19 protein-coding genes and 1 riboswitch are annotated in these 24,475 nt (G+C 46.8%); of the genes, 10 read left to right on the forward strand and 9 right to left on the reverse strand.

All coding sequences use genetic code 11. The features are described from left to right. Positions 1-119: 119 nt before the first annotated feature. From NLX74_RS12430 to NLX74_RS12450, 5 genes are all read right to left on the reverse strand, one after another. Positions 120-992 (reverse strand): TatD family hydrolase, encoded by an 873-nt coding sequence (locus tag NLX74_RS12430; RefSeq protein ID WP_254328904.1) that lies wholly within the window; start codon positions 990-992, stop codon positions 120-122. Further along, entirely contained in the window at positions 985-1,935 is a 951-nt protein-coding gene (locus NLX74_RS12435; RefSeq protein WP_235307039.1) for an ABC transporter ATP-binding protein, read from the reverse strand. Before NLX74_RS12435 ends, NLX74_RS12430 begins: the two co-directional genes overlap by 8 nt. A 44-nt stretch (positions 1,936-1,979) precedes the next feature. Beyond that, positions 1,980-2,756 (reverse strand): ABC transporter permease, encoded by a 777-nt coding sequence (locus NLX74_RS12440; protein ID WP_069290919.1) that lies wholly within the window; start codon positions 2,754-2,756, stop codon positions 1,980-1,982. Then, positions 2,753-3,046, reverse strand: a complete 294-nt coding sequence (locus NLX74_RS12445) for an MTH1187 family thiamine-binding protein (RefSeq protein WP_235307040.1) — start codon at positions 3,044-3,046, stop codon at positions 2,753-2,755. Before NLX74_RS12445 ends, NLX74_RS12440 begins: the two co-directional genes overlap by 4 nt. Positions 3,047-3,494: 448 nt before the next feature. Then, a complete protein-coding gene (locus NLX74_RS12450) occupies positions 3,495-4,538 on the reverse strand; it encodes an ABC transporter substrate-binding protein (RefSeq protein ID WP_254328905.1) in 1,044 nt (347 codons plus the stop codon). Between the two features lie 191 nt (positions 4,539-4,729). Then, positions 4,730-4,839: riboswitch (TPP riboswitch) on the reverse strand. A gap of 270 nt (positions 4,840-5,109) precedes the next feature. Between NLX74_RS12450 and NLX74_RS12455 the strand changes: the two genes are divergently transcribed. From NLX74_RS12455 to NLX74_RS12480, 6 genes are all read left to right on the forward strand, one after another. Continuing rightward, complete coding sequence (locus NLX74_RS12455; RefSeq protein WP_061831133.1) at positions 5,110-5,544, forward strand: pyridoxamine 5'-phosphate oxidase family protein; 435 nt, start codon at positions 5,110-5,112, stop codon at positions 5,542-5,544. Positions 5,545-5,764: 220 nt separating this feature from the next. After that, positions 5,765-7,867, forward strand: a complete 2,103-nt coding sequence (locus tag NLX74_RS12460; protein WP_254328906.1) for a bifunctional 2',3'-cyclic-nucleotide 2'-phosphodiesterase/3'-nucleotidase — start codon at positions 5,765-5,767, stop codon at positions 7,865-7,867. Positions 7,868-8,142: 275 nt separating this feature from the next. Further along, the gene (locus NLX74_RS12465) at positions 8,143-9,204 is read left to right on the forward strand and encodes an EAL domain-containing protein (protein WP_254328907.1); all 1,062 of its coding nucleotides are present in this window, start codon (positions 8,143-8,145) and stop codon (positions 9,202-9,204) included. A 400-nt stretch (positions 9,205-9,604) separates the two neighbouring features. After that, positions 9,605-10,618, forward strand: a complete 1,014-nt coding sequence (locus NLX74_RS12470; protein ID WP_254328908.1) for a zinc-dependent alcohol dehydrogenase family protein — start codon at positions 9,605-9,607, stop codon at positions 10,616-10,618. Between the two features lie 152 nt (positions 10,619-10,770). Then, positions 10,771-11,928, forward strand: a complete 1,158-nt coding sequence (locus NLX74_RS12475; protein ID WP_254328909.1) for an SMP-30/gluconolactonase/LRE family protein — start codon at positions 10,771-10,773, stop codon at positions 11,926-11,928. An 18-nt stretch (positions 11,929-11,946) separates the two neighbouring features. Next, positions 11,947-12,735, forward strand: coding sequence for an SDR family oxidoreductase (locus NLX74_RS12480; RefSeq protein ID WP_254328910.1), 789 nt, complete (start codon positions 11,947-11,949; stop codon positions 12,733-12,735). A gap of 307 nt (positions 12,736-13,042) precedes the next feature. Here NLX74_RS12480 and NLX74_RS12485 read toward each other — a convergent pair whose 3' ends face one another. Continuing rightward, positions 13,043-14,134 carry a hypothetical protein gene (locus tag NLX74_RS12485; protein ID WP_254328911.1) on the reverse strand — a complete coding sequence of 364 codons (1,092 nt, stop codon included), beginning with the start codon at positions 14,132-14,134 and terminating at the stop codon, positions 13,043-13,045. Positions 14,135-14,406: 272 nt separating this feature from the next. Between NLX74_RS12485 and NLX74_RS12490 the strand changes: the two genes are divergently transcribed. Continuing rightward, positions 14,407-16,104, forward strand: a complete 1,698-nt coding sequence (locus NLX74_RS12490) for a glycoside hydrolase family 13 protein (protein ID WP_254328912.1) — start codon at positions 14,407-14,409, stop codon at positions 16,102-16,104. A gap of 299 nt (positions 16,105-16,403) precedes the next feature. Here the strand turns inward: NLX74_RS12490 and pdaA are convergent, their stop codons facing one another. Next, entirely contained in the window at positions 16,404-17,201 is a 798-nt protein-coding gene (pdaA, locus tag NLX74_RS12495; RefSeq protein WP_254328913.1) for a delta-lactam-biosynthetic de-N-acetylase, read from the reverse strand. Between the two features lie 262 nt (positions 17,202-17,463). Here pdaA and NLX74_RS12500 point away from each other — a divergent pair, with 262 nt between their 5' ends. Continuing rightward, a complete protein-coding gene (locus NLX74_RS12500; RefSeq protein ID WP_254328914.1) occupies positions 17,464-18,486 on the forward strand; it encodes a methionine ABC transporter ATP-binding protein in 1,023 nt (340 codons plus the stop codon). Then, on the forward strand, positions 18,483-19,148 hold the full coding sequence (locus tag NLX74_RS12505; protein ID WP_254328915.1) for a methionine ABC transporter permease: 666 nt from the start codon (positions 18,483-18,485) through the stop codon (positions 19,146-19,148). The genes NLX74_RS12500 and NLX74_RS12505 overlap by 4 nt, the downstream gene beginning before the upstream one ends. On the opposite strand, the gene NLX74_RS12510 is transcribed toward NLX74_RS12505, so the two are convergent. Further along, complete coding sequence (locus NLX74_RS12510) at positions 19,145-19,519, reverse strand: MerR family transcriptional regulator (RefSeq protein WP_025722906.1); 375 nt, start codon at positions 19,517-19,519, stop codon at positions 19,145-19,147. The genes NLX74_RS12505 and NLX74_RS12510 overlap by 4 nt on opposite strands. A 99-nt stretch (positions 19,520-19,618) precedes the next feature. After that, on the reverse strand, positions 19,619-20,599 hold the full coding sequence (locus tag NLX74_RS12515; protein WP_254328916.1) for an aldo/keto reductase: 981 nt from the start codon (positions 20,597-20,599) through the stop codon (positions 19,619-19,621). 274 nt (positions 20,600-20,873) lie between these two features. Here NLX74_RS12515 and NLX74_RS12520 point away from each other — a divergent pair, with 274 nt between their 5' ends. After that, positions 20,874-24,398 (forward strand): S-layer homology domain-containing protein, encoded by a 3,525-nt coding sequence (locus NLX74_RS12520; RefSeq protein ID WP_254328917.1) that lies wholly within the window; start codon positions 20,874-20,876, stop codon positions 24,396-24,398. Positions 24,399-24,475: the final 77 nt, after the last annotated feature.

A 24,475-nucleotide genomic window follows, 5' to 3' on the forward strand; every position in this document is an offset into this window, starting at 1 on the left:
AATACAAGAACCTCCTTTATTTACGCATGATGAAGTCCCGCGTAAATAAGGAGGTTCTTTGCTTTAGTTGCATGTTGTGGTTGTAAACCTTCCAGTGAGTAAATAGCTGGTATCCTTTATCAATCAGATAGTGAGTAAAAGCGTCTCGTATTTTCATAAAATATTTGACGGACGGCAGATTCATCTTGATGGGTCAGCTTGCTATACGCGCGAATGACGTCGGCAGTCATCCGGGGATGTGTCTCTTGTCCGGTAAAAGGCCCCTCGAACGGCCAGGGACCGTCTGTCTCTGCCATGATCTGATCAGACGGATACTGTCTTGCCAAACTGCGGATCTCTTCTTCGTACAGGAGATCCGGTGTGAAGGAAACATAATAGCCGTTCCGCGCCATACGTTCGGTTGTGGCGGCAGAGCCTTTAAACCAGTGAAAATGCGCCTGCGTGACGCTGTGACGTTCCAGAAGGTCACAGGCGATATCTGCGTCCTCATAAACGGCGTGCAGGACAATGGGCTTGTTATGCTTGCTTGCAAACTGGATAAAACGCTCCAGCAGCGCTATGTAGGGAGCGAGGTCAAAAGGTGAACCGCTCTGTGAGGCTTCCAGCCGATTGTAATAGGGCAAGCCGACTTCACCCACGGCGACCATCTGCTGTATATGTTCGTCCATCCAGTCGAATAAGAGGTCAAGCTCAGCTTGCGGTGGAAGAGCTTGTTCGGGATGAAAGCCAAAGGCTGGTCGTACCAGCTCGGGGTAACGCTTGGCTAACTGTAGATTGGCTCGGCTGGAGCCCAGATGCATCGACACGGCTATCACGGCTTGGACGCTGCTATCGGCAAGTGAAGCGAGCAATAACTCCTGTTGTTCAGGCGGGTAGCTGTCTACATGAATATGCGCGTCGATCAATGGAGCGGGCTCAATTGCGGTCAAATCCAAGCCTGGCTTTGTTTGGCTGTTCCATTTCAATGCACATCGAACTTTTACGTCACTCATGTCGATTCAATCCATCTTCCGGGATATTCTTGTGGACGCTCTGAGCATTGTCCATGTCGCCGTCCAGTTTGTACTTTTCCTCGCGCATCCAGCTGGTCATGGTCCGCTTCCATTCAATAAAGAGCGGATCGAGGGTGATTTCTTCCCTACGCGGGCGGGGAAAAGGGACATCTACGACATGCACCACCGAAGCAGGTCGCGCCGACAGCACATAGATGCGGTCGGAGAGCAGCAGTGCTTCTTCAATGCTGTGGGTAATAAACAGCACAGAACGGCGGTTCTTTTCCCACATACGTAATAACCATTGCTGCATGTCTGCACGTGTCAGCGCATCGAGTGCGCTGAACGGCTCATCCAGCAGCATTAATTCCTGCGGGCTGAGTAGTGCTCGTAGAAAGGCTGCGCGCTGTTGCATTCCACCAGACAGCGTATGTGGGTACGCCTTGGCGAATTTGCCTAGTCCAACTTGCTCGAGCCATTGCAAGGCTTCTTTGCGACGCTCGCGTTCACTGGCGTACTCAGGGGGGACTGCTGTACTTTTACGTGGAGCATTTTCCTGCCCAAGCAGTACGTTGTCCAGCGTGGTACGCCACGGAAAAAGGGCGGGCTGCTGCGGCATATAGCTGATATGACCACGTTCACCAGTCATGTCCCGTCCGTGCATACGGATACGTCCCTGCTGGGGTTTGAGTAGCCCACCGATGATGTGAAATAGCGTGCTTTTGCCGCTGCCTGACGGACCGATGAGGGAAACGAATTCTCCCGGCTTGACTGTGAGGGATACATCCTGCAGTACGGGCAGTAAGCTTCGCTTTTCACGGAAGGCAAGGCTGATCCCGTCCAATTCCAAAGCAGGAGGAGCAGTTGAAGGACTCTGTTGTTCCCCGGCTCGTTGTTCATTAGCCACGTTGTGTGATGATAAGTCAATCGGATGCAGACTCATACGCGCTACGTCCTTTCTTTGCTGTATTTAATTCAAGGAGGAAGCTACTCTCGATCGGGTTTCCAGCGAACCAACCATTTCTCCAGTAGTAAAATAACCACAAACATGAGTAAGCTGAGTGCGACAATAATGCCGATGGCTGCAAAAATGAGGTCCGTGCGATAGGCCGATTTTTGCAGCAGCATATAATATCCAATTCCTTCACTAGCTCCGATCCATTCGGCAATGATCGCGCCCATCACACTATAGGTAGCAGCAATTTTAACGCCAGAAAAGACTTGCGGCAGGGAATGTGGCAGCTCCAGCTTCATAAAAATAGACATGCGGCTTGCACCCGACATCCGCATATAGTTCATCATCGTACGGTCTGTTCGAGTCAGCCCGTCCATGGCCGCTACAGCCACGGGAAAAAAGCATACTAAAGTAATGACCATAAGCTTGGGCAGCACGCCAAAACCAAACCATACCATGAGCAACGGACCGAGGGCGATAATCGGAATGTTTTGGCTAAGGATCAAGAGCGGGTATAGAGCAGATTTGAGAAAAGGAATCGTATGAAGAACGATGGCGATCAGCAGTCCCGTAGCTGTCCCTATAGCGAATCCCGCAAGTGTCAGACGAATTGTAGCCCATGTATGGGTGCCAAGCAACGCCGATTGCGCCATGCCCTCTTGTACGATTAGGGATGGAGCTGGCAGCAGCCAGGATTCAATATGTAAATAGGAAACCGCTCCTTGCCAAGCCGCTAAAAAGAAGAGGACCGCCACAAGGGGCGGCCATACGCTTTTCCACCAGGACGCGTTCTTGCCTTTCGGATTCATGGGCGATATTTCTCGGTCAGCTTGTTCATGCTGATGCCTTGTGGGTTATGTGCGATTTTGATCTGTGAAATGACGCTGGGACTACCCGCTTCCGTCAAAGCCTCGTGCATTTCTTTAACCACTTTCAGCAACTCGTCGAGCTCGCCCTCCATGGTCGTATCCAATGGGTTCACCTGATACTTGACGCCGGAGCGCTGAATGACCTCAATCGCCTTATCTACATACGGGTAAGAGTCCTCGTTATTAGGAGTTTTAGGGATTACTTGAATACTGAGCAGTGTGTTAGCCATGAAAATTCACCTGTCCTTTATTGTGGAGTTGTTTTGAGAAAATAGGGTGGTTTAAGGCGGGGAGACCGCTTCGCGTTTCATTTGATCTTACGATCGCTGTTGCCGTGGGATTCTTTGAATAAATTTTAAAAGGTAAGAATCCAACGGCAAGGGCGAACGCTGCGCTTCTCCAGATTCAAATGAACCGCTACGCTGCCAACCGCCTTAAAAAGCACCTTATTTTTAAAGCTAGGTTGTAGCATTTTTATAAAAGCAAAACAAGCAAAAGAACGAAGTGGGCGGAATGGTGCTGTACAAGCGTTAGCGTTCGCCATTGTACCCAGATTTCAACCTCTGGATATTCATAAAAGAAATCTAGGTACAACAGCGATGGGAAGCACCATCCGGCTGCGTAGTGGCACTTCGTTCACTTCTCTAGTTCAGTCTTATTTAGCGTTTTAACAAATGATCAGCGCTTGGGCAAGAAGTCGTTTGTGAAGGCTTTATCCACTTCCAAAGGCTTGCTGAGCAGCTTGCGTTCGTACATCCAGTCCGAATAGTTTTGCCATACCTCCGCTTTTTGCACACCCCATTGCGCGGCATCGTCCTGATAACGCGGGCTCAGCCATTTTTGGCTGGCAAGTACCAGTTTTTTATCCAGCTCCGGTACAGCTTTGCTTAAGATGTCCGCGGCTTCTTCTGGATGGGCGATAGTGTATTCATAGCCTTGTGCGGTAGCGTCCATGAACGCTTTGACCAGTTCTGGATCATTTTTTATTGTCTGTTCGTTGCTCACAATTACAGGTGTATAGTAATCGAGGCTTTTGGAATAATCTTTTACATACAGCATATCCAATGGCTCACCTCGAAGCTGGGCTTCGATTCCGGTCCATGCGTAGAAAATCCAGGCAAAGTCGATATCCCGCTTCACGGCTGTAAAATAGTCTGCATTGCCCATGTTGACGATCTTCACTTTGCTCACATCGCCTTTGTCTGAATCCATGATGGATTTCATGACCGCTTCTTCTACGGGAGAGCCCCAACCGCCGTATTTTTTACCTTCAAAATCTTTCGGGCTCTTAATTCCGCGATCTACCGGGGCTGCGAAGCCTGAGGTATTATGCTGAATCACCGCAGCGATGGATACAAGCGGCACGCCTTGCGTACGAGCCTGTGTGACGCCTTCTTGGTAGCTGATACCAAAAGGTGCAGCATTAGAGGCAACCATTTGATCGGCTCCGCCTGAACCAGGTTGAATAATTTGGACATTCAGACCTGCTTTTTCGTAAAATCCTTTGTCCTTGGCAACATAGAGTCCCGTATGATTCGTATTGGGTGTCCAGTCGAGCACGACTTTAACATCTTTGAGCTCCTTTGCCGGAGTAGACGTTTGAGTGTTGGTAGCGGGAGCCGCTTCTTGGGATGTGGAGGGACTTCCACCGCAAGCGGTCAGGGTCAGGGCCATGAGCCACAGACTGATCAGTCCCAGGCTTAATATTTTCATGCGCTTCATCGTTGTGTTCTCTCCTTTAATTACCCGTTATCCATCCAATCAGACAGCTTATGTTCCCCATTTTCATAAAAATAACATCTGCCGGACGCGATCTTTCCAACAACTTAATCTTCAACAAAAAAAGCGCCCCGAGTTTCCGGGACGCTTGCGCTTGTATATACCAAAGTAAGGGATGGTCCTATGTAAAAAGGCACATCTTGCTTAAGCATTCCTACGCTGGCATTACCCAGATCAGGTTGTAAGGGTCAGTGTCTTGGGACACACTCTCAGCCGGCCGATTCCAGCACCCCTGGCATTGTATGGTTTAATGGGTTCATTTATTCGGGTTTACTACGACGATTATATGCCTTGAATGCGGGTCTGTCCAGCATGGAGGAAGAGATGACGGTTCATTTGCCGAACGACAGGGTACACTTTTACTGTGAGCTTTGATCTGAAAATGAGCATGCATCAATCCGATCTGATCGGGTCATGTTATTTTCAGAACAGCTGCGCAGGTAGGTTCAGATGGGCTGGTGCCCAATGGCATGGCCGTAAAGAATTCTAATTCGTGAAAAGGAGTTGTTGTACTGTGGGTAAAACGGAAACATTGGATCGTAGCCAACTAGAACAAGCCATTGTGAAGGCTTTGGATAACAACAAATTTTGCTCGTTAGGTACGGTAGAGGGTGGCAAACCGAAAGTACGCTATATGGCCCTTTTTAACGATGGAATGAACATTCATCTGGCGACAGATCGCAAAACGCATAAAGTGGATGAGCTAAAGGATAATCCGAATGCTTATCTGCTGCTGGGTTATGAAGTTGGCGGTACAAAGGAAGTCGTAGAAGTGGAGGCTACTGTCCAGATTACAGCTGATGAGGGGCTACGCAAACAAGTGTGGAACGATTCCTTGAAGGAATGGTTTTCCGGACCGGATGATCCCGATTATGTCATTCTGGACGTGAATCCGACTCGCATTGAGTATGTGGGTCAGCAAACGGAGCGCCAAGTGTGGAATAAATAATGAGAATATAAATGGATAAACCAGTGAATCTCCGAGTTTTTTAGGAGGTTTGCTGGTTTTTTATTTTTGAGAGAATTAATTATTTTTTCATAAATAATTTAAGTGAATGACTACTCTTTTGTCTGGCGTTGGATTAAAATAGAAATGGTGGGTTCAAGGCTTACATATATGTGCAAAAGTATGTATATGAGGCATACACCTTAATGAGGAGGGGTATATTTTGTTATTTCGTAAAAATTGGTTTAAAGGGTTTACAGCAACCGTTGTAGCTTGTAGCATGCTGGTGTGTTCAGCCGCTCCAACCTGGGCAGCTAGCAATTCTCGCGATAGCGCTACAGTGAATTTGCGGATCATGGAAACAACGGATATTCATGCGTCGCTGATGAACTATGATTACTATTCGGACAAAGAAACCAACGAATATGGCTTGGTTAGTACAGCTAGTTTGATCCAGAAGGCACGTAGTGAAACAAGAAACAGTATGCTGTTCGATAACGGTGATTTGCTGCAGGGCAACCCATTAGGCGATTATATGGCCCGCAACAAAACCTTTGAGAAAGAAGGCGGTGTCCATCCGGTCTACAAGATGATGAATTTGATGGGCTATGATGCGGCGACAGTGGGCAACCACGAATTCAACTATGGTCTCGATTTTCTGGAAAAATCGCTCAAGGGAGCCGATTTCCCTTACGTAAATGCGAATGTTTATGTTGATAAGGGGGGGCAAGCTACTAAAAATTATTTTACCCCTTATCAAATTCTTGATAAAACGGTAACGGATGAGAAAGGTGAAGAGCATGCGCTCAGAGTGGGTGTCATCGGCCTGGTCACACCTCAAATTATGCAGTGGGATGCAGCCAATTTAAAGGATAAGGTCGTTACGAAGGATATTGTAGAAACGGCGAAAAAGTTTATTCCTCAAATGAAAACAGAAGGTGCTGACATTATTGTCGTGCTTGCGCATACGGGTTATGAGGATGTGCCACAAACGCCAATGATGGAGAATGCCGTTAAATATTTAAGCCAGGTGGACGGAATTAACGCTATTCTGTTTGGGCATGCTCATAAATCTTTCCCTGGCCCTGATTTTAAAGAAATGAGCGGCGTAGATCTGGATAAGGGAACCATTAATGGCGTGCCGGCCGTGGAAGCTTCTTCATGGGGCAAGGATCTGGGAATTATTGACCTGAGCCTGGAAAAGAAAAAAGATGAGTGGCACGTAACGAATTCTCAGTCTGAAGTGCGTCCGGTTGTGAGTACCACAAACCAGGCTGTGCAGTTTACTCCTGACTACAAACTGACAGATTCGATCAAGGAAGAGCATAAAGGAACGCTGGATTATATTCGTCAACCTGTTGGAACAACGACTGCATCGATTACCAGCTATTTTGCATTAGTGCAGGACGACCCTTCCATTCAAAGCGTGACGAATGCACAGAAATGGTATGTTCAAAACCATCTTAAAGGAACTGAATACGAAAAACTTCCGATATTGTCGGCAGGCGCTCCATTCAAGGCCGGCGGTCGAAACGGAGCCGAGTATTACACCAATATTCCTGAAGGTACGGTAGCGATTAAAAACGTATCCGACCTGTATGTGTATCCGAACACGGTTCATGCTGTAGAAGTGACCGGTGCTGAAATTCAGGAATGGCTGGAGTGGTCTGCAGGTCAGTTCAACCGCATTGATCCAAAGCAAACTGAGGAGCAATCGCTGATCAACAAAGATTTCCCAACCTACAATTTTGATGTCATTGACGGTGTGAATTACCAGATTGATGTAACTCAGCCTGCACGATATGATGCCAAGGGAACTATTATTGATTCTTCAGCTCATCGTATCAAGGATCTGCAATACAATGGAAAAGCTATTGATCCTGCGCAGAAATTTATCGTAGCCACCAATAACTATCGTGCTTCCTCATCCAAACTGGCCAACCCAGATGGCAAACGAATTGTGATGGCAGCACCGGATGAAAGTCGCCAGGTCATTGTTGACTATATCCGTACGAACGGAACGATTAATCCATCGGCGGATGGCAACTGGTCTATTGCTCCTTTTGGTCAGGCAAAGGTTACTTTCGAGTCCTCTCCTGATGCCAAAGACGTGTTGGCAGGAAATCAACAAATTTCATTCTTGAGCAGCGCGGCAGACGGCTTTGCCAAATACAGCTTAAAAGCTGGCGCTAAGCCTAGTGCAGCAACGACTCCTGTAAAGGAAGCTGTGGCTCCCGCGAAAGCAACAGCAAAGCCAGCTGTTAAAACGACCAAACCCGCGACTGTTAAACCAGCTAAAACAACGAAGCCAAAGGCGTCCAAATAACTTCGAGCTTTAGTTTTCAATCAATATCAGAATGAAGCAGCAAGTCTCTTTAACCAAGAGATTTGCTGCTTTTTTTGATGCCAAAAACAACAGCACCCGAATTTATCATGAGTACAAAAAGTTTTCTGTTTTTGTCGAATATATACTTAAGTCCTAAGTTGTCGTTAAGAATAAGCTAGTTTTTTGTAAAAACACGTAGTTATATAGTACTTTTGTTCTAGTTATTTGTGATATAATGGTGAAAAAACCGGAAAATTGTTCCGAGGAGGACCATTATGACATGCAGTAATTGCAGCATCATATTACCTATTAAGGATCAAGGATTGCTCAGAATTAGGCATTCCAGGGTGTCGCTTACTCCAGCATTAGATGGTTTGGGTAAGCTATCGGAACAAATGAAGCAGGAACATGAGCGTGAGGGTGGCATAGAGTTTCGTTATGATAGCCGCTCGGAGCTGGAACAGCTGGTTAACAAACTGGCTCGTCTGCCGCAGGAATACTTGAACCATATGCAAGTTGTGGTGACCGGCCTGCACCATGTCGAAGGATATGAGGAGTGGCTTTTATTTAGTCAATTGCAAGCCAGACTGCAACATCCGGATATCGTGAATATCATTAAGGATCAAAGTTTTTCCAGCCATATGCAACCTATTGTTGACCATAAGCTGGATATTATCGGGTTTGAGTTTTTACTGCGTCCGTCACATGCGCAGAGACCTTTTCAGCCTTTCCAACTGTTTGAGATCGCCCGTGAAGCTGGTTTGCATGCTCATCTGGATCGCTCGGCTCGTATTTCCGCTATTGAAAAAAGTGAAACATGCCTTCCGGCGGGAATTAAACGTTTTATTAACTTTCTCCCTTCGAGCATTTATAATCCGGCTTATTGCTTGAATCACACCTTTGAGACGATTGATCGGTTATCCATGAATACGAAGGATTTTGTATTTGAGGTCGTAGAAACGGAAGAGATAGACGACCTTAATTTTTTGCATCATATCTTTGATCAATATCGCAATCGAGGAGTTTCGGTAGCCCTGGACGATGTGGGGGCAGGTTATTCTACAACAGAGCTTATGAATTGCCTTCAGCCGGATTATGTTAAAATTGACCGCAGTATAATTGACGGCTGTCATAGTAACATTGATCAGAAGCGGCAAATTACAGGGATTGTAGAATCGGCTTTTCTTTTTGGAGGCCAAGTGTTGGCTGAAGGCGTAGAGCAGATGGAGGATTTTGAATTTTGTTGTGAAGCAGGTGTATCACTGGCTCAGGGTTATTTGTTTGGCAAGCCGGAGCTTGGTCCGCCCTCCAATTTCATGCTTAGTAGCGTAATATAAGTCAGGAACAAATTTAAGTAGACGTAGTTTATAAAAGTTGGAGCTTAAATAAGGCTGTGGCATAAGCAAATTCCAATTCTATTGGACAGTGCTTATATCACCATTAACGTAAAAAAACGCGAGTTGCAAAGGTTATCTCACCCTTTGCAACTCGCGTTTTTTGGTCATGCTTGCCCATCTGAGCAAGTTCTGTACAAGCGAAGCCACCCAGTCTCGAATTTTACTTGGTAAGGAACGTTAAAAGCCTGGAACAGTTTACGACCATTTTTATTTTTAAAGTAAAGATTGACGTTTTGAAGACAATTGGATACAGTGTATTACATAGGAAACAGTGTTTCTTTCGTGATACGATGTATCCATACTAGGTAAAAAGTTTAACATTACAGGGAGGATAACCAAAATGAAAGCAGTGCAACTGAAAAATGGTTTTGGCTTTGAAGAGTTAACCTTGACGGAACTTGACATACCGGTGCCAGGACGGTTGGAAGTTCTGATCCGCATAAGGGCAGCGTCTCTGAATTACCGGGATTTGGTAATCATTAACGGAGTAATGCCAATCGGCATTCAATTTCCCTTCATTCCGTTATCTGATGGAGCGGGTGAAATTGTAGCTGTGGGCGAAGGGGTGACAAAATTTCAGATTGGACAAAGGGTAGCGGCAAATTTACAACAGAAATTCATTGGCGGGAGCACGAGAGCAGAGGTCTTAAAGGACAGTCTGGGAGGCCCGCTCAGTGGAGTGGCGTCTGAATATATCGTTCTGCATGAAGAAGGGGTCGTCGCCATTCCGGATCACCTTTCTTGGGAGGAGGCTTCCACCTTGCCGATTGCAGCATTAACCGCATGGAGCATGCTGATGGAATCCGGCGGGCTGCGAGCGGGGGATACGGTGCTCTTGCAAGGAACAGGCGGTGTTTCCATCTTTGGGCTTCAATTCTCTCTGATGGCGGGAGCAAGGGTAATTATCACATCGAGTAGCAATGACAAGCTGGAACGGGCAAAGGATCTCGGCGCATGGAAGACAATCAACTATTCGGAAGTGCCTGAGTGGGATAAAGTGGCTCTGGAGCTGACAGACGGCGGAGTCGACCATGTCCTGGATGTAGGGGGGGCGGCAACAATGGCGCAATCCATCAATGCACTTCGTACCGGAGGGACTGTGAACATGGTCGGCTTCTTATCGGGCTTGACTATTCCTGAGTTCGATGTCACCAGCATTTTGCAGAAGGCTGCGACGATTCGCGGCAGCCAAGTCGGTAACCGGGAACATTTCGAAAATATGAATCGTGCCATTTCCCGCCATCGTTTACATCCTGTCATTGACCGGGTATTCCCGCTCAGCCGAATCGACGAAGCCTTTGCACTTTTGGCTGAAGGAAAACAGTATTTCGGTAAAATCGTCGTTCAAATATAAATGAGCATTTTGCATAAATCCCAAGAGCGATTTCAAATCAGCAATATATAGATCGAAACGGTTTAGTTCGTCTATATATTGTACTTTCGAGCGTGGGGAATCGAATTATGCAAATGCTGAAATATTATTCACATCACATAGGAGGCAATCTAATGCCCAGTAAAGCTGATTTATCTGTCAAAGATTCTCAAGGAAGAAAGAATAAGAAACCGCGTAAATGGGTACGCAGAACCGGAGTATCGCTGCTGACGGTAGTCCTTCTGGGAGTGGTTATTTTTATGCTCATCCCTTCCCCTGTCCAGTCTGCAAAATGGTTTGCACCTTCGGCCCCCTCTTTTGAACAAGCGGGTCCATGGCAACAAAACAACAAACTCAGCTCCGCAGAGCTTGTTACAGATGCCCCTAAGTTTCCGGAATTTATCACCTTTGACAAGGAAGGAAATTTATATACGGGAGACTCCGACGGGAAAATTTATAAGGTTGCCTTTGATACTAAGGGTAATCCGCAAAAGGCTCAGCTATATGCAGATACCCAAGGAACGCCCAATGGACTTATGTTTGACGCAAGTGGAAATCTGATCGTTACGGATGTTAAGAAGGGGTTGCTGTCGGTAAATCCTTCCGGAAACGTGACGGTGTTGGCCAATCAAGTCGACGGCACACCGATCTATTTGGCCAACGAGCTGGATATTGCTAAAGATGGTACCATTTATTTTTCTGACACCTCCAATTATGGCAGTGTAGTCTTCAAAGAAATCGCCGAGAACAAGCCACATGGACGTTTGCTGAAATATGATCCGGTGACCAAGCAGACGACAGTTCTGTTGGAAGGCCTTTATTTTGCGAACGGGGTTGCCTTGTCTGCGGACGAAGATTTTGTGCTTGTGGCAGAGTCGTATCACTACCAATTGACCCGATACTGGCTCAAAGGGCCGAAGAAGGGGACTTCGGATATTTTTGTGGATAATCTTGCCGGTTTTCCGGATAACATTACGCGTGATGATCAAGGCCATTTCTGGGTCGGTCTCTTCACAACACGTATTCCCTTTGTAGATCAGATGCATGGAAGCCCGTGGCTGGCTGGAATGATGGCCAAATTGCCTCAATCGCTGCTCAGCGGTGCAAGCGCACCTGTGAAGCATGGGCTTGCTGTGGAGCTTAATCCGCAGGGTAAACTGATCGGAAGCTGGCATGATCCTGAAGGCTCGCTTTATGGGGTAACCACGGCTGTAAACCATGACGGATATTTATATATAGGTACAGCTCCTGGAGGCAGCCAGGGTGTTCATCGCGTGCTTTTAAACAAATAAGCTTGGGGAGGGTATAACATGATATTGGATGAGTTGAGATTATCCTGGAAAGCGAAGGAAAGCCTGGCCGGGAAAGTAGCTTTGGTAACAGGCGCAAGCAGCGGCATTGGGGCATCGATTGCAAAAAAACTGGCAAAGCGAGGCGCGTATGTAGCTGTATTGGCACGCCGTCAGGAACGATTGGATGAATTGGTTCGTGACTTGCACCAAGAGGAATTGTACGAGGTCATGGCAATACCTGCCGATATTCAAAAAGCTGAAGACGTACAGCAGGCGGTCCACGCCATTCTTGAACGCTGGGGACGGCTTGACATTATCGTTGCCAATGCTGGCTTCGGGTATCGAAGCCCACTGGCAGAAGTGGAACTGGAAAGGTGGGAGGAGCTTTACAAGACGAATGTGCACGGTCTTGTTCTGACACTGAAGTACGGACTTCAGCCAATGAGGGAACAGGCCAAGGGGGATGTTGTCATTGTCTCCTCTATTGCAGCGAAGGAAGTGGTTGCCGGAGGAGGACTATACAGCGCTACCAAGTACGGCGTTAGCGCTATAGCCTCTGCATTGCGTTTGGAGACTAGTACGCAAGGAATTCGTGTAACTGCGATTCACCCCGGGGCGGTGGCGACGGAATTTTCGCAGGTGGCCGGATATCCCGAGCAGGAAATTCGAGCGTTTGCTTCGAGCGTTTTGCCGCTGCATCCCGATGATGTTGCAGAAGCTGCCCTTTATGCATTAGAGCAGCCGGAGCATGTCAATATTCCAGAGTTGACCATTATGCCTTCGAGGCAGATCCAGCGGTTCAAATAGAGCGGTATTTATTCTGACCCAAACCGGGTAACCGGGTATGGTCATCGCCATGCCGGGTATGGCGGCGGAGAGGACTACGTGCCTTCGCTTGGCCATAACCTGCTCAAATGGGTGAGCATGAACCAAAAAGCGCGAGCTATAGGGGGAATAACCCCTGCACTCGCGTTTTTTTTTATACTAATGACGAAGCGTGACTGTCCAATAAAATTTAAAACCAGCTTTGGGACAGCTCCATTTACTATTGAGCAGACCATATCCTGTGAAAATTTTGGCTCCACGTTCGCTCATCCAGTCATCGTGAGCACAGCTATAGTGTAATGACATACAGACCTAGCGGCGTAGTTGCACTGCCGGCGACCATGAAGCTCAGATTATAGCTGGATCTGCCGGGAGGGACGCTGATATCAGCCAATCGGCATACCTTGGTATTATCTCGTAGCAGAGGAATACCATATACACAATCATCCACACGTACAGATCCGGCGAACGCGCCCCCACGTGGATTGGCGTAGATTCGTACGATACGTACCTCGTCACTGTCATTAACGATGGGAATGGTCGCGTTGTATATTGTTCCGAATTGTCCGCGATTATCTAGCGCAGGCACCAGCTCGCTGCGTGCCCCGGTAAATAGCAGATCGGCAGGAGTCTCGCCGTTCAGCTTTTTGGTGGCACACGCCCGATAGTTGGCGCTCTGCCCCACCACGTACTCTGGCATCCGCGCATTCGTTTCGGAAAAGGACCACACCCCTCGTGGATGCGCCTGGGGTGGAGGTACGGGAGGAAGCGCATCCATATGAATCTGACGCAGATCGGTCTGCGTATCCTTGCTGATCACGGTGCGAATCACATAATCCAGCGTACCATGGCCTTCAGCAAATTCTACTGTGAGGTCATAGATGAATCCGGCCAGCGATCCTTCAGGTAACTCAAATTCCTCCAGCAGGGCAGTGCCTTTTCCGAATTTATGATGGTCTGCTGGCTTCAGACGTTCCATCGTACCCGCCAAACAGCTTTTGGCAATAGACTGCCCGACATCTATAATCCAGTTGCCGTCCTCAGGCACAATCTTAAGGGCACGTTCAATATGACGTACTTCTAGTTTAGAAGCGCTTCTGTTCTCTACGGTGATGCCCAGTTTAACAGCGCTGCCGATTTTGTTATAATGCCACCCGAAAATGCGATGTTTGACCGTTCGGGTTGTCGTGCGTACCACGTCATGCCACAGGGTGGCTTGCTCGGTAGGTACCGTCACATGGGTAAGCGTCTCCGGATTATCGCTAAGCATCAGGCGGCGGGTTCCCCCCTCAGTGGCTGACTCCACGTCCACATGGATGTTGGGCGGGATCACAGCAGTTTCCACAATCAGATCCTTTGGCTCCTTGGGTCGATGGTTCATGTCAATTCCTCCTTTTATTCAAAAGTGGCACCGCTTTGAGTACATGTATATGGTCAGTTCATAAATATAGGTAACGCCAGGTCCACTTTTACAACCTGTTTTGCAAAATATTTTTTTAAAATAAATCTCCGTAGGTTATAGCGGCTCTGCTAATGCGCGGAAGCAAGCTTACAAGACTCTTGTTCCCCTTCACCAACGATTCGCAGACAGGTATTGCGTGTATGTTAAGAGCATAAGCTATTGGATGTACAGAGAAGCTACAGGAGGGAAACATGCCTAGAAAAATATGGTGGAAGGAAGCCGTTGTATATCAGATTTACCCGATCAGTTTTCAGGATTCTGACGGAGACGGTAAAGGGGACTTACGAGGTATTTTGTCCAGGCTGGATTATTTGTGTGAGCTGGGTATTGATGTAATCTGGATTTGTCCGGTATATAAATCGCCCAATCACGATAACGGATATGATATTAGTGATTATTATGCCATTATGGATGAGTTTGGAACAATGGAGGATTTTGACGAACTGCTTCACCAGGCGCATGAACGAGGCATCAAAATCATGATGGATTTGGTATTAAACCATACATCGGATGAGCATCCGTGGTTTACGGAGTCACGTTCGTCCAAGGATAATCCGAAGCGGGACTACTACATATGGCGAACAGGCAAAAATGGCGGATATCCGAACAACTGGGAATCGTATTTTTCCGGTTCAGTGTGGAAATATGACAAGCTTACAGACGAATATTACATGCATCTGTATTCCGAGCATCAGCCGGATCTGAACTGGGAAAATGAAGAGATGGTGGGCGAGCTCTACCGCATGGTGGAATGGTGGCTGAAAAAGGGAGTTGATGGCTTCCGTTTTGACGCCATTGCCCATATTGTCAAAGCCGAAAGGCTGCCGGATGCTGATAATCCTGACAAACGAACCTTGGTACGTGCCTATCAGCTCTTTTCCAATCTAGAACAGGTACATGTGCTTCTACGGATGCTGAATGAAAAATTACTGGAACGTTATCCCTTAATGACAGTTGGCGAAACGTCTGGTTTAGGACCGGAACAGGCGCTTGATTATGTAGGGGACCAGCGGCATGAGCTGAATATGGTTTTCCAGTTTGAACACATGTTTATTGATGCCCAAGGGCTGGGGACAGAAAAATGGAAATCCAAGCCGTGGACACTGGTGGAGCTGAAAAAAATAATGAGCAGCTGGCAGACAGTGCTTCATGAGGAAGGATGGAATGCCAATTATCTGAACAATCATGATCAGCCGCGGGCCCTCTCGCGATTTGCGAATGATGGACAATATCGTGTGGAGTCGGCCAAAATGCTGGCAACCTTCACACACATGCTAGAGGGTACGCCTTATATTTATCAGGGTGAGGAAATTGGGATGACGAATATTGCATTCCCGTCCATTGATGATTACCGGGATGTGGAAACGTTGAATTATTATGAGCAACAACGGAAGATCGGTGAGTCTGAGGAACAGATTATGGCAGAGATCTGGCGGAAAAGTCGGGATAATGCGCGTACTCCCATGCAATGGAATGCTGGACCCTCAGCCGGATTTACCGATGGAGAGCCGTGGATGAAGATTAACGATAACTACACACACATTAATGCAGAGGCAGAAAGAAGTAATCCAGACTCGATTTTCCACTATTATCGCAAGTTGATTGCTCTGCGTAAACAACATGAGGTCATAGTCTATGGCGAATACAAGCTGCTGTTGCCGCTGGATACGGAGCTGTATGTATTCACTCGTATGCTGGGAGAAGAGCGTTTGCTGGTCATTTTGAATTTCTTTGACCGTGATCCGGTGTACCACTGGCCCGAGGAGGACTTTCCTGTCGCTAAGGCGGAGCTGCTGCTGTCCAACTACAAGCCGGTTCAAGGGGAACAACTGCATGCCTTGAAGCTGCGCCCTTATGAAGCCAGGGTGTATAAGCTAACCATGCAATAGGCGTTACTATCTTTAGAATGGTAAAAGGAAGGGAAGGCTCATAGAGAGACCTTCCCTTCCTTGGCGTTTGGCTAAATGGTAACTGTTTCAGCCAACTCACGTATTTTGGCGATAATCCGGTCTTCTTGATTTTCCCCCTCATTAGGGATCGATTCAGTCGCGAAGGCAGCCAGCCCATCCATATCGTTATATCCATTACCTTCCTTGGTCGTAAACTAAAAAACCCGACTCACACTGGCTGCCATGGGCAGTTGTGGATCGGGCTGATAACGTATCGACTCATTGAATTCAGTTACTATTTAGTGATAATGCTTCACCTTAAGGTCGTCTAGACTTTTAAATTCATACCCTTGCTTGCGAGCCTCGTCGATGATGGAACCAAGCGCCTCGGCATTGTCCTTGGATACGGAGTGGAGCAGAATGACCGCACCAGGGTGGAGCTGACCAATGACTTGACGATAGGCATAGTCCGTTCCTTGCTGTATATTTGTGTCCCAATCCTTGTAAGCCACAGACCAGAACACGCTCGTATATCCGGCTTCTCGACAGGAAGCCAATGCTTTTTCACTAAAAATGCCGCGAGGCGGCCGGACGTATTTCATTTCTTTTTGCCCGGTTAGCTCTGCCGATGCATTTCGTACCCGATCTAGTTCAGACCGGATCTCTGTCGAAGAAATGGTGCTCATATCAGGATGGCTCCATGAATGGTTTCCGATAATATGACCCTCACTGGCCATGCGTCGCATCAAATCAGGCTGGTCTTTTACAAAATGCCCTGTCACAAAAAAGGCGGCGGGAACCTTTTTGGCCTTCAATACATCCAGCACTTTGGGAGTATACCCATTCTCATAGCCGTTGTCGAAAGTGAGAAATAGTTCTTTTTTAGTCGTATCCCCCAGAAAGATGCCACCTTGTCTTTCGATTAGTTGCATAAAGCCTTCTTGTGCGATGGAAGGCAGCTCCCCTCCCTTACTTTTTTTGAACCCAAAATGATAAGGCTGTCCGTCAACAGTCTGAGTAGCCCATGCGGGTTCTGCCGTAACTGTCAACATCCCTATAACTGCAATGCATAGCCACAAGGTAAATATTCGCTTCATCTATCTTCCTCCGCTTCCGTCCCGTTCGGGCAAGGTGTGTATGCTTCGGCATATTTCATACCATTTGCAATATCATGCTGATTTATGCAAGGACGTGAACTAACCAGACTCAAAACACATATTGACATGGATATTAAATCGAAGTAGTATACTTTATAAAACTCACTAGAATACTCGGATTTAATTCGATCATTCATGCCAAAGAAAAGCAATCAGCTTAGAACATCTTACATACTTGTGAGAACGGAAGGAGTTAGGACTCATGATTGAACTTAGGAATGTATCCAAAACCTATGTGAGAAAAGGTCTAAGTATTGAAGCGTTAAAAAATATAAATATCAAAGTGGATAAAGGAGATATTTTCGGATTTATCGGATTCAGTGGCGCAGGGAAAAGTACGCTGATCCGTTTGGTCAATCGCCTGGAGAAAGTAACCAGCGGAGAGGTTCTTGTTGAGGGGGAACAGTTAAATACCTATTCGACCTCTGGGCTGCGGAAGGTAAGGAAGAAGATCGGAATGATTTTTCAGCATTTTAATCTGCTGGAATCGAAAACAGTGTTCGACAACATTGCAATTCCGTTGGTGCTGCTTAAGCGCAACAAACGGGAAATAGAGAGGCGTGTAAAAGAGCTTTTGGCGTTCATAGGATTGTCGGACAAGGCGAATAGCTATCCCAACGAGCTTTCCGGCGGACAAAAGCAGCGTGTAGGGATTGCACGGGCGCTTGCGAGCAACCCGTCCATTTTGCTCTGTGATGAGGCAACCTCGGCACTTGATCCGCAGACCACACAGTCAATTCTCGACTTGCTTCGTAAAATCAATAAGGAATACAAGATCACCATTTTGATCATCACCCATGAAATGTCGGTGATTCAGCGGATTTGCAACAAGGTAGCCGTAATGGAAAAGGGGGAAATCATCGAGCAGGGCAATGTCCTGGAGGTATTCGGGCAGCCGCAGCACCCGACGACGCAGAGCTTTGTACGCACGGTCATTCACGATACGGTACCCGAGAGTGTGCTGCAAACGTTCGAACAGCAAGAATCACAGCGAATATACAAGCTGGAATTTATAGGGCAGGTTGCTTCTGATCCGGTGGTTCATGAATTGATTCGGGAGCATGATATCCACGTGAATATTTTGTTTGCCAACATGACGGAGATTCAAGAAACGACGATTGGCTATATGACGATTCAACTGCGCGGTGGACAGCATGCCGTTCAGAAGGCTGTTGATTTTCTCAAGAGCAAAGGAGTCCATATTCAGGAGGTAGAGAGTCTATGATGATTACAGGAACTACGATCACCTGGGATCAACTGTGGGAAGCTTTGTATGAATCCGTGCTCATGGTCAGCATATCATTATTCATTGGCGCCCTGATCGGTATCCCTATCGGTATTTTACTCGTCATCACCCGTTCAGGCGGAATTCTGGAGAACAAATGGCTGCACAATATTTTGAATCCAATCATTAACATTGTTCGTTCCTTACCGTTTATTATCTTGCTGATTGCGATCATTCCGTTAACCCGTCTGATTGTGAATACATCCATTGGGACCAGTGCGGCAATTGTCCCCTTGATTATATATATTGCGCCATATATCGGAAGGCTGGTCGAAAACTCGTTGTTGGAGGTAAATCCGGGGATATTGGAGGCAGCAGATGCGATGGGGGCGACCCCGTTCCAGGTCATTCGATACTTTTTGCTTCCTGAGGCATTCAGTTCTCTGATTTTGTCGTTAACGACAGCAGCCATTGGTCTGATTGGTGCTACTGCTATGGCTGGTGCGGTCGGCGGAGGCGGAATTGGCGATCTGGCGATCGCATATGGCTATCAACGTTTTGATACGCTGGTTATGCTGATTACCGTCATCATTCTAGTCTTGTTTGTACAAGGTGTTCAGTCCTTGGGGAACCTATTGTCCCGCAAAGCACGCAGGGGCTAAATTAGATGTTTTTCTTTTTCACCTATTGTCTGTTCATAGCTTGTAATTTTATAATCCATGCGTTCCAACACATTTTCCATATCTTTCATTTTTGCAATAAGCTGCTTGCGCTGCTCTATTAGGAGTTCTTTTCTAGCATTCATCGTTTCATCACCCTGTTGGAATAACCTAACATACTCAATCAAAATTTCAATGGGAAGTCCTACGCCTCGCATACATTTAATATATTCAACCCATCTGCAATCTTCTTCCGTGTAATCCCTGATGCCACTTTTATTACGGTTCACACGCGGAATAAGTCCGATGCGTTCATAATAGCGGAGTGTATCCTGAGATAGTTCAAATTTTTTGCTTACTTCTGCGATCAACATGCAGACTCCACCTCCTGATTTCTGATCAAGAAACGCCCTATGTAAATGGATAGGGCGTTCTTGTCGTTTCTTATTTCGAAACTGTCATTTCATCCATATTTACTGAGCGCCAACAACCGGATGAGGAACATACGGCTCTTCCAGCAATGCGATTTCTTCAGGTGTTAACGTAATCGAAAGAGCAGCTACTGCATCTTCAAGATGAGACGTTTTCGTAGCACCGATAATCGGAGCTGTTACCGGTTCTTTCTGTAGCAACCAGGCAAGTGCGATTTGAACGCGAGGAACTCCACGTTTTTCTGCGATGGCCGCAACCTGCTCCACGATCAATCGATCGGTATCGGCAGTCGCATCGTATTTAGATTTCGCAACCTGATCGGTTTCGGAACGATGTGTTGTTTCCTGCACATCACGCGTCAATCTTCCACCTGCAAGCGGGCTGTATGGAATCACACCGATTTTTTCTTCCTTACAAAGCGGCAGCATCTCTCTCTCCTCTTCACGATATAAGAGATTTAAATGATTCTGCATTGAAACAAATCGGGTCCATCCATTCTTTTCAGCGACATGTAACGCCTTTAGAAACTGCCATGCGTACATAGCAGAAGCACCAATATATCTTGCCTTCCCGGCCTTCACAACATCATGTAATGCTTCCATCGTCTCTTCAATAGGGGTATTGTAATCCCAGCGATGGATTTGGTACAGATCCACATAATCTGTCCCCAGTCGCTTAAGGCTCTTATCTATTTCACTCATGATAGCCTTTCGGGAAAGTCCCGCACCATTCGGGCCTTGATGCATACGGAAATGAACCTTTGTCGCGAGGACAATTTCATCTCGATTCGCATAATCCTTTAAAACCCGTCCAACAATTTCTTCGCTAGTTCCATCTGAATATACATTCGCGGTATCAAAAAAATTAATACCTAGCTCCAGGGCATTTTTTATAATGGGACGACTGCGATCTTCATCTAGTATCCATGGGTGAATCCACCGTTCTGCAACCCCAAAGCCCATACACCCAAGACAAAGCCGGGATACATCCAAGCCGGTATTTCCAAGTTTCACATAGTCCATTTGATTATACCTCGCTTTCCTAGATATTGTTTTCTTCAAATGTAGTCTACTCCAGCTACTTACACCGGATATTATTACATTTGGAGTTCACTCCAAGTCAAGCAATTTTGCTCTGGAATGATTCGTATAGGTCTAATTGTTCAGAATCGGTTCAGTGGGGTTTCGTATACTTCTCTTAGCATAGTTCCTTGGTTGCATAAATCGTAGAACTAAACATGACTAAAGACTTTGATATAACAGGATATATGCCAATAAATAGTGTCTAGGAGTGGGAATGTTGAAACTTGTAAATCGAAATAAATGGATTGCATCTGCGATGGTATTGGGTATTGCTTCAGGTTCAATCGTATCTCTGCCTTGGGTGGGCGGCGTCCAGACTGCTTATGCAGCGACAGCAGATACGCAAAGCGAAACTGGATTTGTAACACAAGCTCGCACCTTGGGTTTGATGACAGGCGGTAATCAGGGCGATTTTATGGCACAAAAAAATTTGACCCGTGCAGAAGCGGCTAAAATTTTGTGCAGTCTGTTCCAGTTGGAAGTTAACAACCAGTCGCAGACTTCTTTTATGGATGTATCGTCCGATGCATGGGGCGCTCCCTATATTGAGGCTGTACGTGCAGCCGGGTATATGACAGGTAACGGGGAACTGTTCCGTCCGGGGGATGCCATTACCAAGGAAGAACTGATCGTATCGCTCGTACGTGCAATGGACTTACAGGATACCGGCACAGCGAATGCACAGCAAAATGCAGTTCAAGTTGCCCGCTCTTATGGTCTGTTATCAGAGGATGCTTCTACAACGGATTTGAAAAATCCATTGAACCGGGAGAGTGGTGCGGAAGTATTCGTCAGCCTGCTGGATCATCCGGTAGGAGAAGTGAAATCAGAGGGCAATACTGTTCGAATCGGAAATATCCCGTACCAGTTGGAAGGATCTTTGCAAGGTTTGTTTGGTGAAAATAACAAAGCTGTATTAAAAGGGGCAAAATTCGACCTTAACCGTAATTTACGTACACTGACAGGTGTGAATAAGCTGGAAATTAACGCAGACGGTGGCGTTTTTGACGGCAAGGGCGTGTCTTTTGAGGGGCGCCTGATCGTTAATGGCTCGGTAACCTTGAAGAACATGTCCTCTACAGGGGTATTGGAAATCAATGGCTCAGGGACCCAGCCTGTATCGGCCATTTTGGAAAATACGGCATGGTCTGGTGTGGAGCTTGGCTCTAAGGATGCCAAGCTGACTGCAACCGGGACGACGAAGATCGACAACCTGACGCTGAAAAATGATGCATCGATCGTGACCGAGGGAAATGCCGCGATTAGCCGCGTTTCGTTGCAACAGGGACTGGGCAAGCTGTTGGTTAGCGGTAGTATTGGTTTGCTGGATGCATCACAATATGTGGGCGTTCCTTTTATTACGCTGGCTAAGGGAGCTACAATCAACCAGCTTAACCTGCCGGAACAAAAACAGCCGCAGGATGTTATCATTAACTATGATGCGATGAAAGAAGCTGTTAGTCTCGTGAATGGCTCGACGAACTCGTCCTCTACTGGATCGGTTGTCACGGAAACAGAGAGCAAAGATAAGAAAAAACACAACAGTGACATTGTCAACGTAGACCGCAGTCAGCTGGAGGCAGAAGTCCATGCAGCCAAAGATCTGCTGGATCGTGCAGGTGAGGGTGGACCGGATCAGGCACTCTACCCGGCTACGGCAAAGGAAAGCCTGTCGGCAGCAATCCATCAGGCTACGCTGGTACTGAACAATACTACAGCTACACAGGCAGAGGTAGATCAAGCGCTCAGCACATTGAAACAGGATGTTTCTGCGTACACAGATTCAGCCACAGAACCGGTGATTGGAACACAGGAATTAGTTAGACTGATTCAGGTAGCTTCGACTACCCTTGAGCAAAATCGAATGGTTAGCGACGAATTCCCACCTCTTTGGGATGATTCATTAAGTCAAGCAATTCAATTTGGCAATAATGTGTTAGAAGGGAATGCGCCTCAAAATATAGTGGATCGGGAAGTAGTAAGCCTGCGTCGAGTAATTAAAGTATATGAAGCATCGGTAAGACTCAGAGATGCCTATCTGCATTTTCTCGATGTAACGGACCGTGTGGAGAATTTGAAAACAGACAAAGCGCGTTACAAGTCCTTAGTGAGAGAAGGATTAAATGTATATGTGAACCCATTAACTACAACGGAGCAGTTGGACGAATGGACACAAAAAATAGAAGGTACCACAGAATCATTCTTGGCACTGCAAGCAGCGGACTTCTCAGTGCTTAAAAATACTTTACAAGAAGCGCAGGTTATCTACGATCAGAGTAGCGCTCAAAATACTGAACTGTACAGCCTCATTCAGGAATATACAGAGAAGATGCACACCGCTATGACGCAGCTGGATGTATTGAACTTGAACATGGAGCTGAGTCAAAGGCTTGCGGAATTCACTGCGCCAGTGCCTGCTACAACTCGGGAAAAACTGCAGCAGCTGGTTCATGACGTTCATCTAAAACTGCTGTCTGACCCTATCGCTCGTAATTATTTGAATACGGAAATGCTCCCTTTAGAGCAACTAACAGAACAAGCCAACTTTGCACTCATGATGCCGTTTACTCCTGAGGAGCAATTGGTGATCTCTTATAATCAATTAAGTCAGGCTAGAGGGGCCTATATTGAAAAATATAACGAGAAAAGGCTACAATTGAGACACGAAATCATTGAAATGCAGACATCGATCAATGGAATTTTGGTGCAAAATTCAGGCGCATTAAGCGCTGAAGCCCAGCAAGCTTTGTCTTCTGCTTCAGAGCATGCCTCTATCTTCTTAGGTTTGCCCAGCTTTGAATTACAAGACGTTGTTCCCGTATACGAGGAGTTGAAACAGGTACAGAGCAAGTATGCTGCACCAATAGCAGTGGATACCATGTTGTTAAATTTAAACATAAGTATAGCTAATAATGAAGTTCAGACGTTCGGCCGTCATTATACCCAACAAGATAACGAAGAACTTCAAGGGCAAATTAATCAGGCAAACCTTGTGCTTAATACTCCGGATATTACACAGCTTCAGGTAGACCAGGCTAACACAGATTTGATTACAGCACTTTCGAACTACCAATCCAAATGGATCGTAACTGATCTTGATATCAATGAGCTCAAGAACATTGCGAACAATCTGCTTACAGTAAATGGTACAGATCCTACGACGGTCTACTTTCACAGAGTAGTGGATGCATTCAATCGTCTGGACCAGTATTATCCTATGCCGGAAATCAAGAAAAATTATATGAATCTGGAAGATGCGATTCAGGAGTATAAAGATTTTGTAGCCAGCCAGCAACAAAGCAGCGGAACAGGAAGCAGTGACAGCAACGGTCGAGAAACACTACCAAGCGACAACAGCGGAACAGGAAGCGGCGATAGCAGTGGAGGAGCAACACCACCAAGCGATAGCAGCGGAACAGGAAGCGGCGACAGCAGCGGTGGAGCAACACCACCAAGCGATAGCAGCGGAACAGGAAGTGGCGACAGCAGTGGAGGAGCAACGCCGCCAAGCGATAGCAGCGGAACAGGAAGCGGTGACAGCAGTGGAGGAGTAACATCACCGAGCGATAGCAGCGGAACAGGAAGCAGCGATAGCAGCGGTGGAGCAACGCCGCCAAGCGACAACAGCGGAACAGGAAGCGGCGACAGCAGTGGAGGAGTAATACCACCAAGCGATAGCAGCGGAGACGATTCAGGCTCGATTCCTGGCGGTGGTAATGATGAAGGCATGATTCCTTAATAAGGGAAATAAAGAAAGTACAAGGGTGTATAAAAGGGGACGATTCCGCACAGATTTTTGTCTGCGGCGGGCGTCCC

The organism is Paenibacillus sp. MZ03-122A (assembly GCF_024213325.1).
In the GTDB taxonomy this organism is placed as follows: domain Bacteria; phylum Bacillota; class Bacilli; order Paenibacillales; family Paenibacillaceae; genus Paenibacillus; species Paenibacillus polymyxa_B.

Excerpts from the sequence above, each read along its gene's own strand:
- NLX74_RS12450 (WP_254328905.1), bottom strand. The coding sequence starts at position 4,538 with ATGAAGCGCATGAAAATATTAAGCCTGGGACTGATCAGTCTGTGGCTC.
- NLX74_RS12465 (WP_254328907.1), top strand. The coding sequence starts at position 8,143 with ATGACATGCAGTAATTGCAGCATCATATTACCTATTAAGGATCAAGGA.
- NLX74_RS12515 (WP_254328916.1), bottom strand. The coding sequence starts at position 20,599 with ATGGACTATGTGAAACTTGGAAATACCGGCTTGGATGTATCCCGGCTT.
- NLX74_RS12485 (WP_254328911.1), bottom strand. The coding sequence starts at position 14,134 with ATGAACCATCGACCCAAGGAGCCAAAGGATCTGATTGTGGAAACTGCT.
- NLX74_RS12505 (WP_254328915.1), top strand. The coding sequence starts at position 18,483 with ATGATGATTACAGGAACTACGATCACCTGGGATCAACTGTGGGAAGCT.
- NLX74_RS12510 (WP_025722906.1), bottom strand. The coding sequence starts at position 19,519 with ATGTTGATCGCAGAAGTAAGCAAAAAATTTGAACTATCTCAGGATACA.
- NLX74_RS12440 (WP_069290919.1), bottom strand. The coding sequence starts at position 2,756 with ATGAATCCGAAAGGCAAGAACGCGTCCTGGTGGAAAAGCGTATGGCCG.
- NLX74_RS12430 (WP_254328904.1), bottom strand. The coding sequence starts at position 992 with ATGAGTGACGTAAAAGTTCGATGTGCATTGAAATGGAACAGCCAAACA.
- NLX74_RS12445 (WP_235307040.1), bottom strand. The coding sequence starts at position 3,046 with ATGGCTAACACACTGCTCAGTATTCAAGTAATCCCTAAAACTCCTAAT.
- NLX74_RS12500 (WP_254328914.1), top strand. The coding sequence starts at position 17,464 with ATGATTGAACTTAGGAATGTATCCAAAACCTATGTGAGAAAAGGTCTA.
- NLX74_RS12480 (WP_254328910.1), top strand. The coding sequence starts at position 11,947 with ATGATATTGGATGAGTTGAGATTATCCTGGAAAGCGAAGGAAAGCCTG.
- NLX74_RS12435 (WP_235307039.1), bottom strand. The coding sequence starts at position 1,935 with ATGAGTCTGCATCCGATTGACTTATCATCACACAACGTGGCTAATGAA.
- NLX74_RS12475 (WP_254328909.1), top strand. The coding sequence starts at position 10,771 with ATGCCCAGTAAAGCTGATTTATCTGTCAAAGATTCTCAAGGAAGAAAG.
- NLX74_RS12490 (WP_254328912.1), top strand. The coding sequence starts at position 14,407 with ATGCCTAGAAAAATATGGTGGAAGGAAGCCGTTGTATATCAGATTTAC.
- NLX74_RS12470 (WP_254328908.1), top strand. The coding sequence starts at position 9,605 with ATGAAAGCAGTGCAACTGAAAAATGGTTTTGGCTTTGAAGAGTTAACC.
- NLX74_RS12520 (WP_254328917.1), top strand. The coding sequence starts at position 20,874 with ATGTTGAAACTTGTAAATCGAAATAAATGGATTGCATCTGCGATGGTA.
- pdaA (WP_254328913.1), bottom strand. The coding sequence starts at position 17,201 with ATGAAGCGAATATTTACCTTGTGGCTATGCATTGCAGTTATAGGGATG.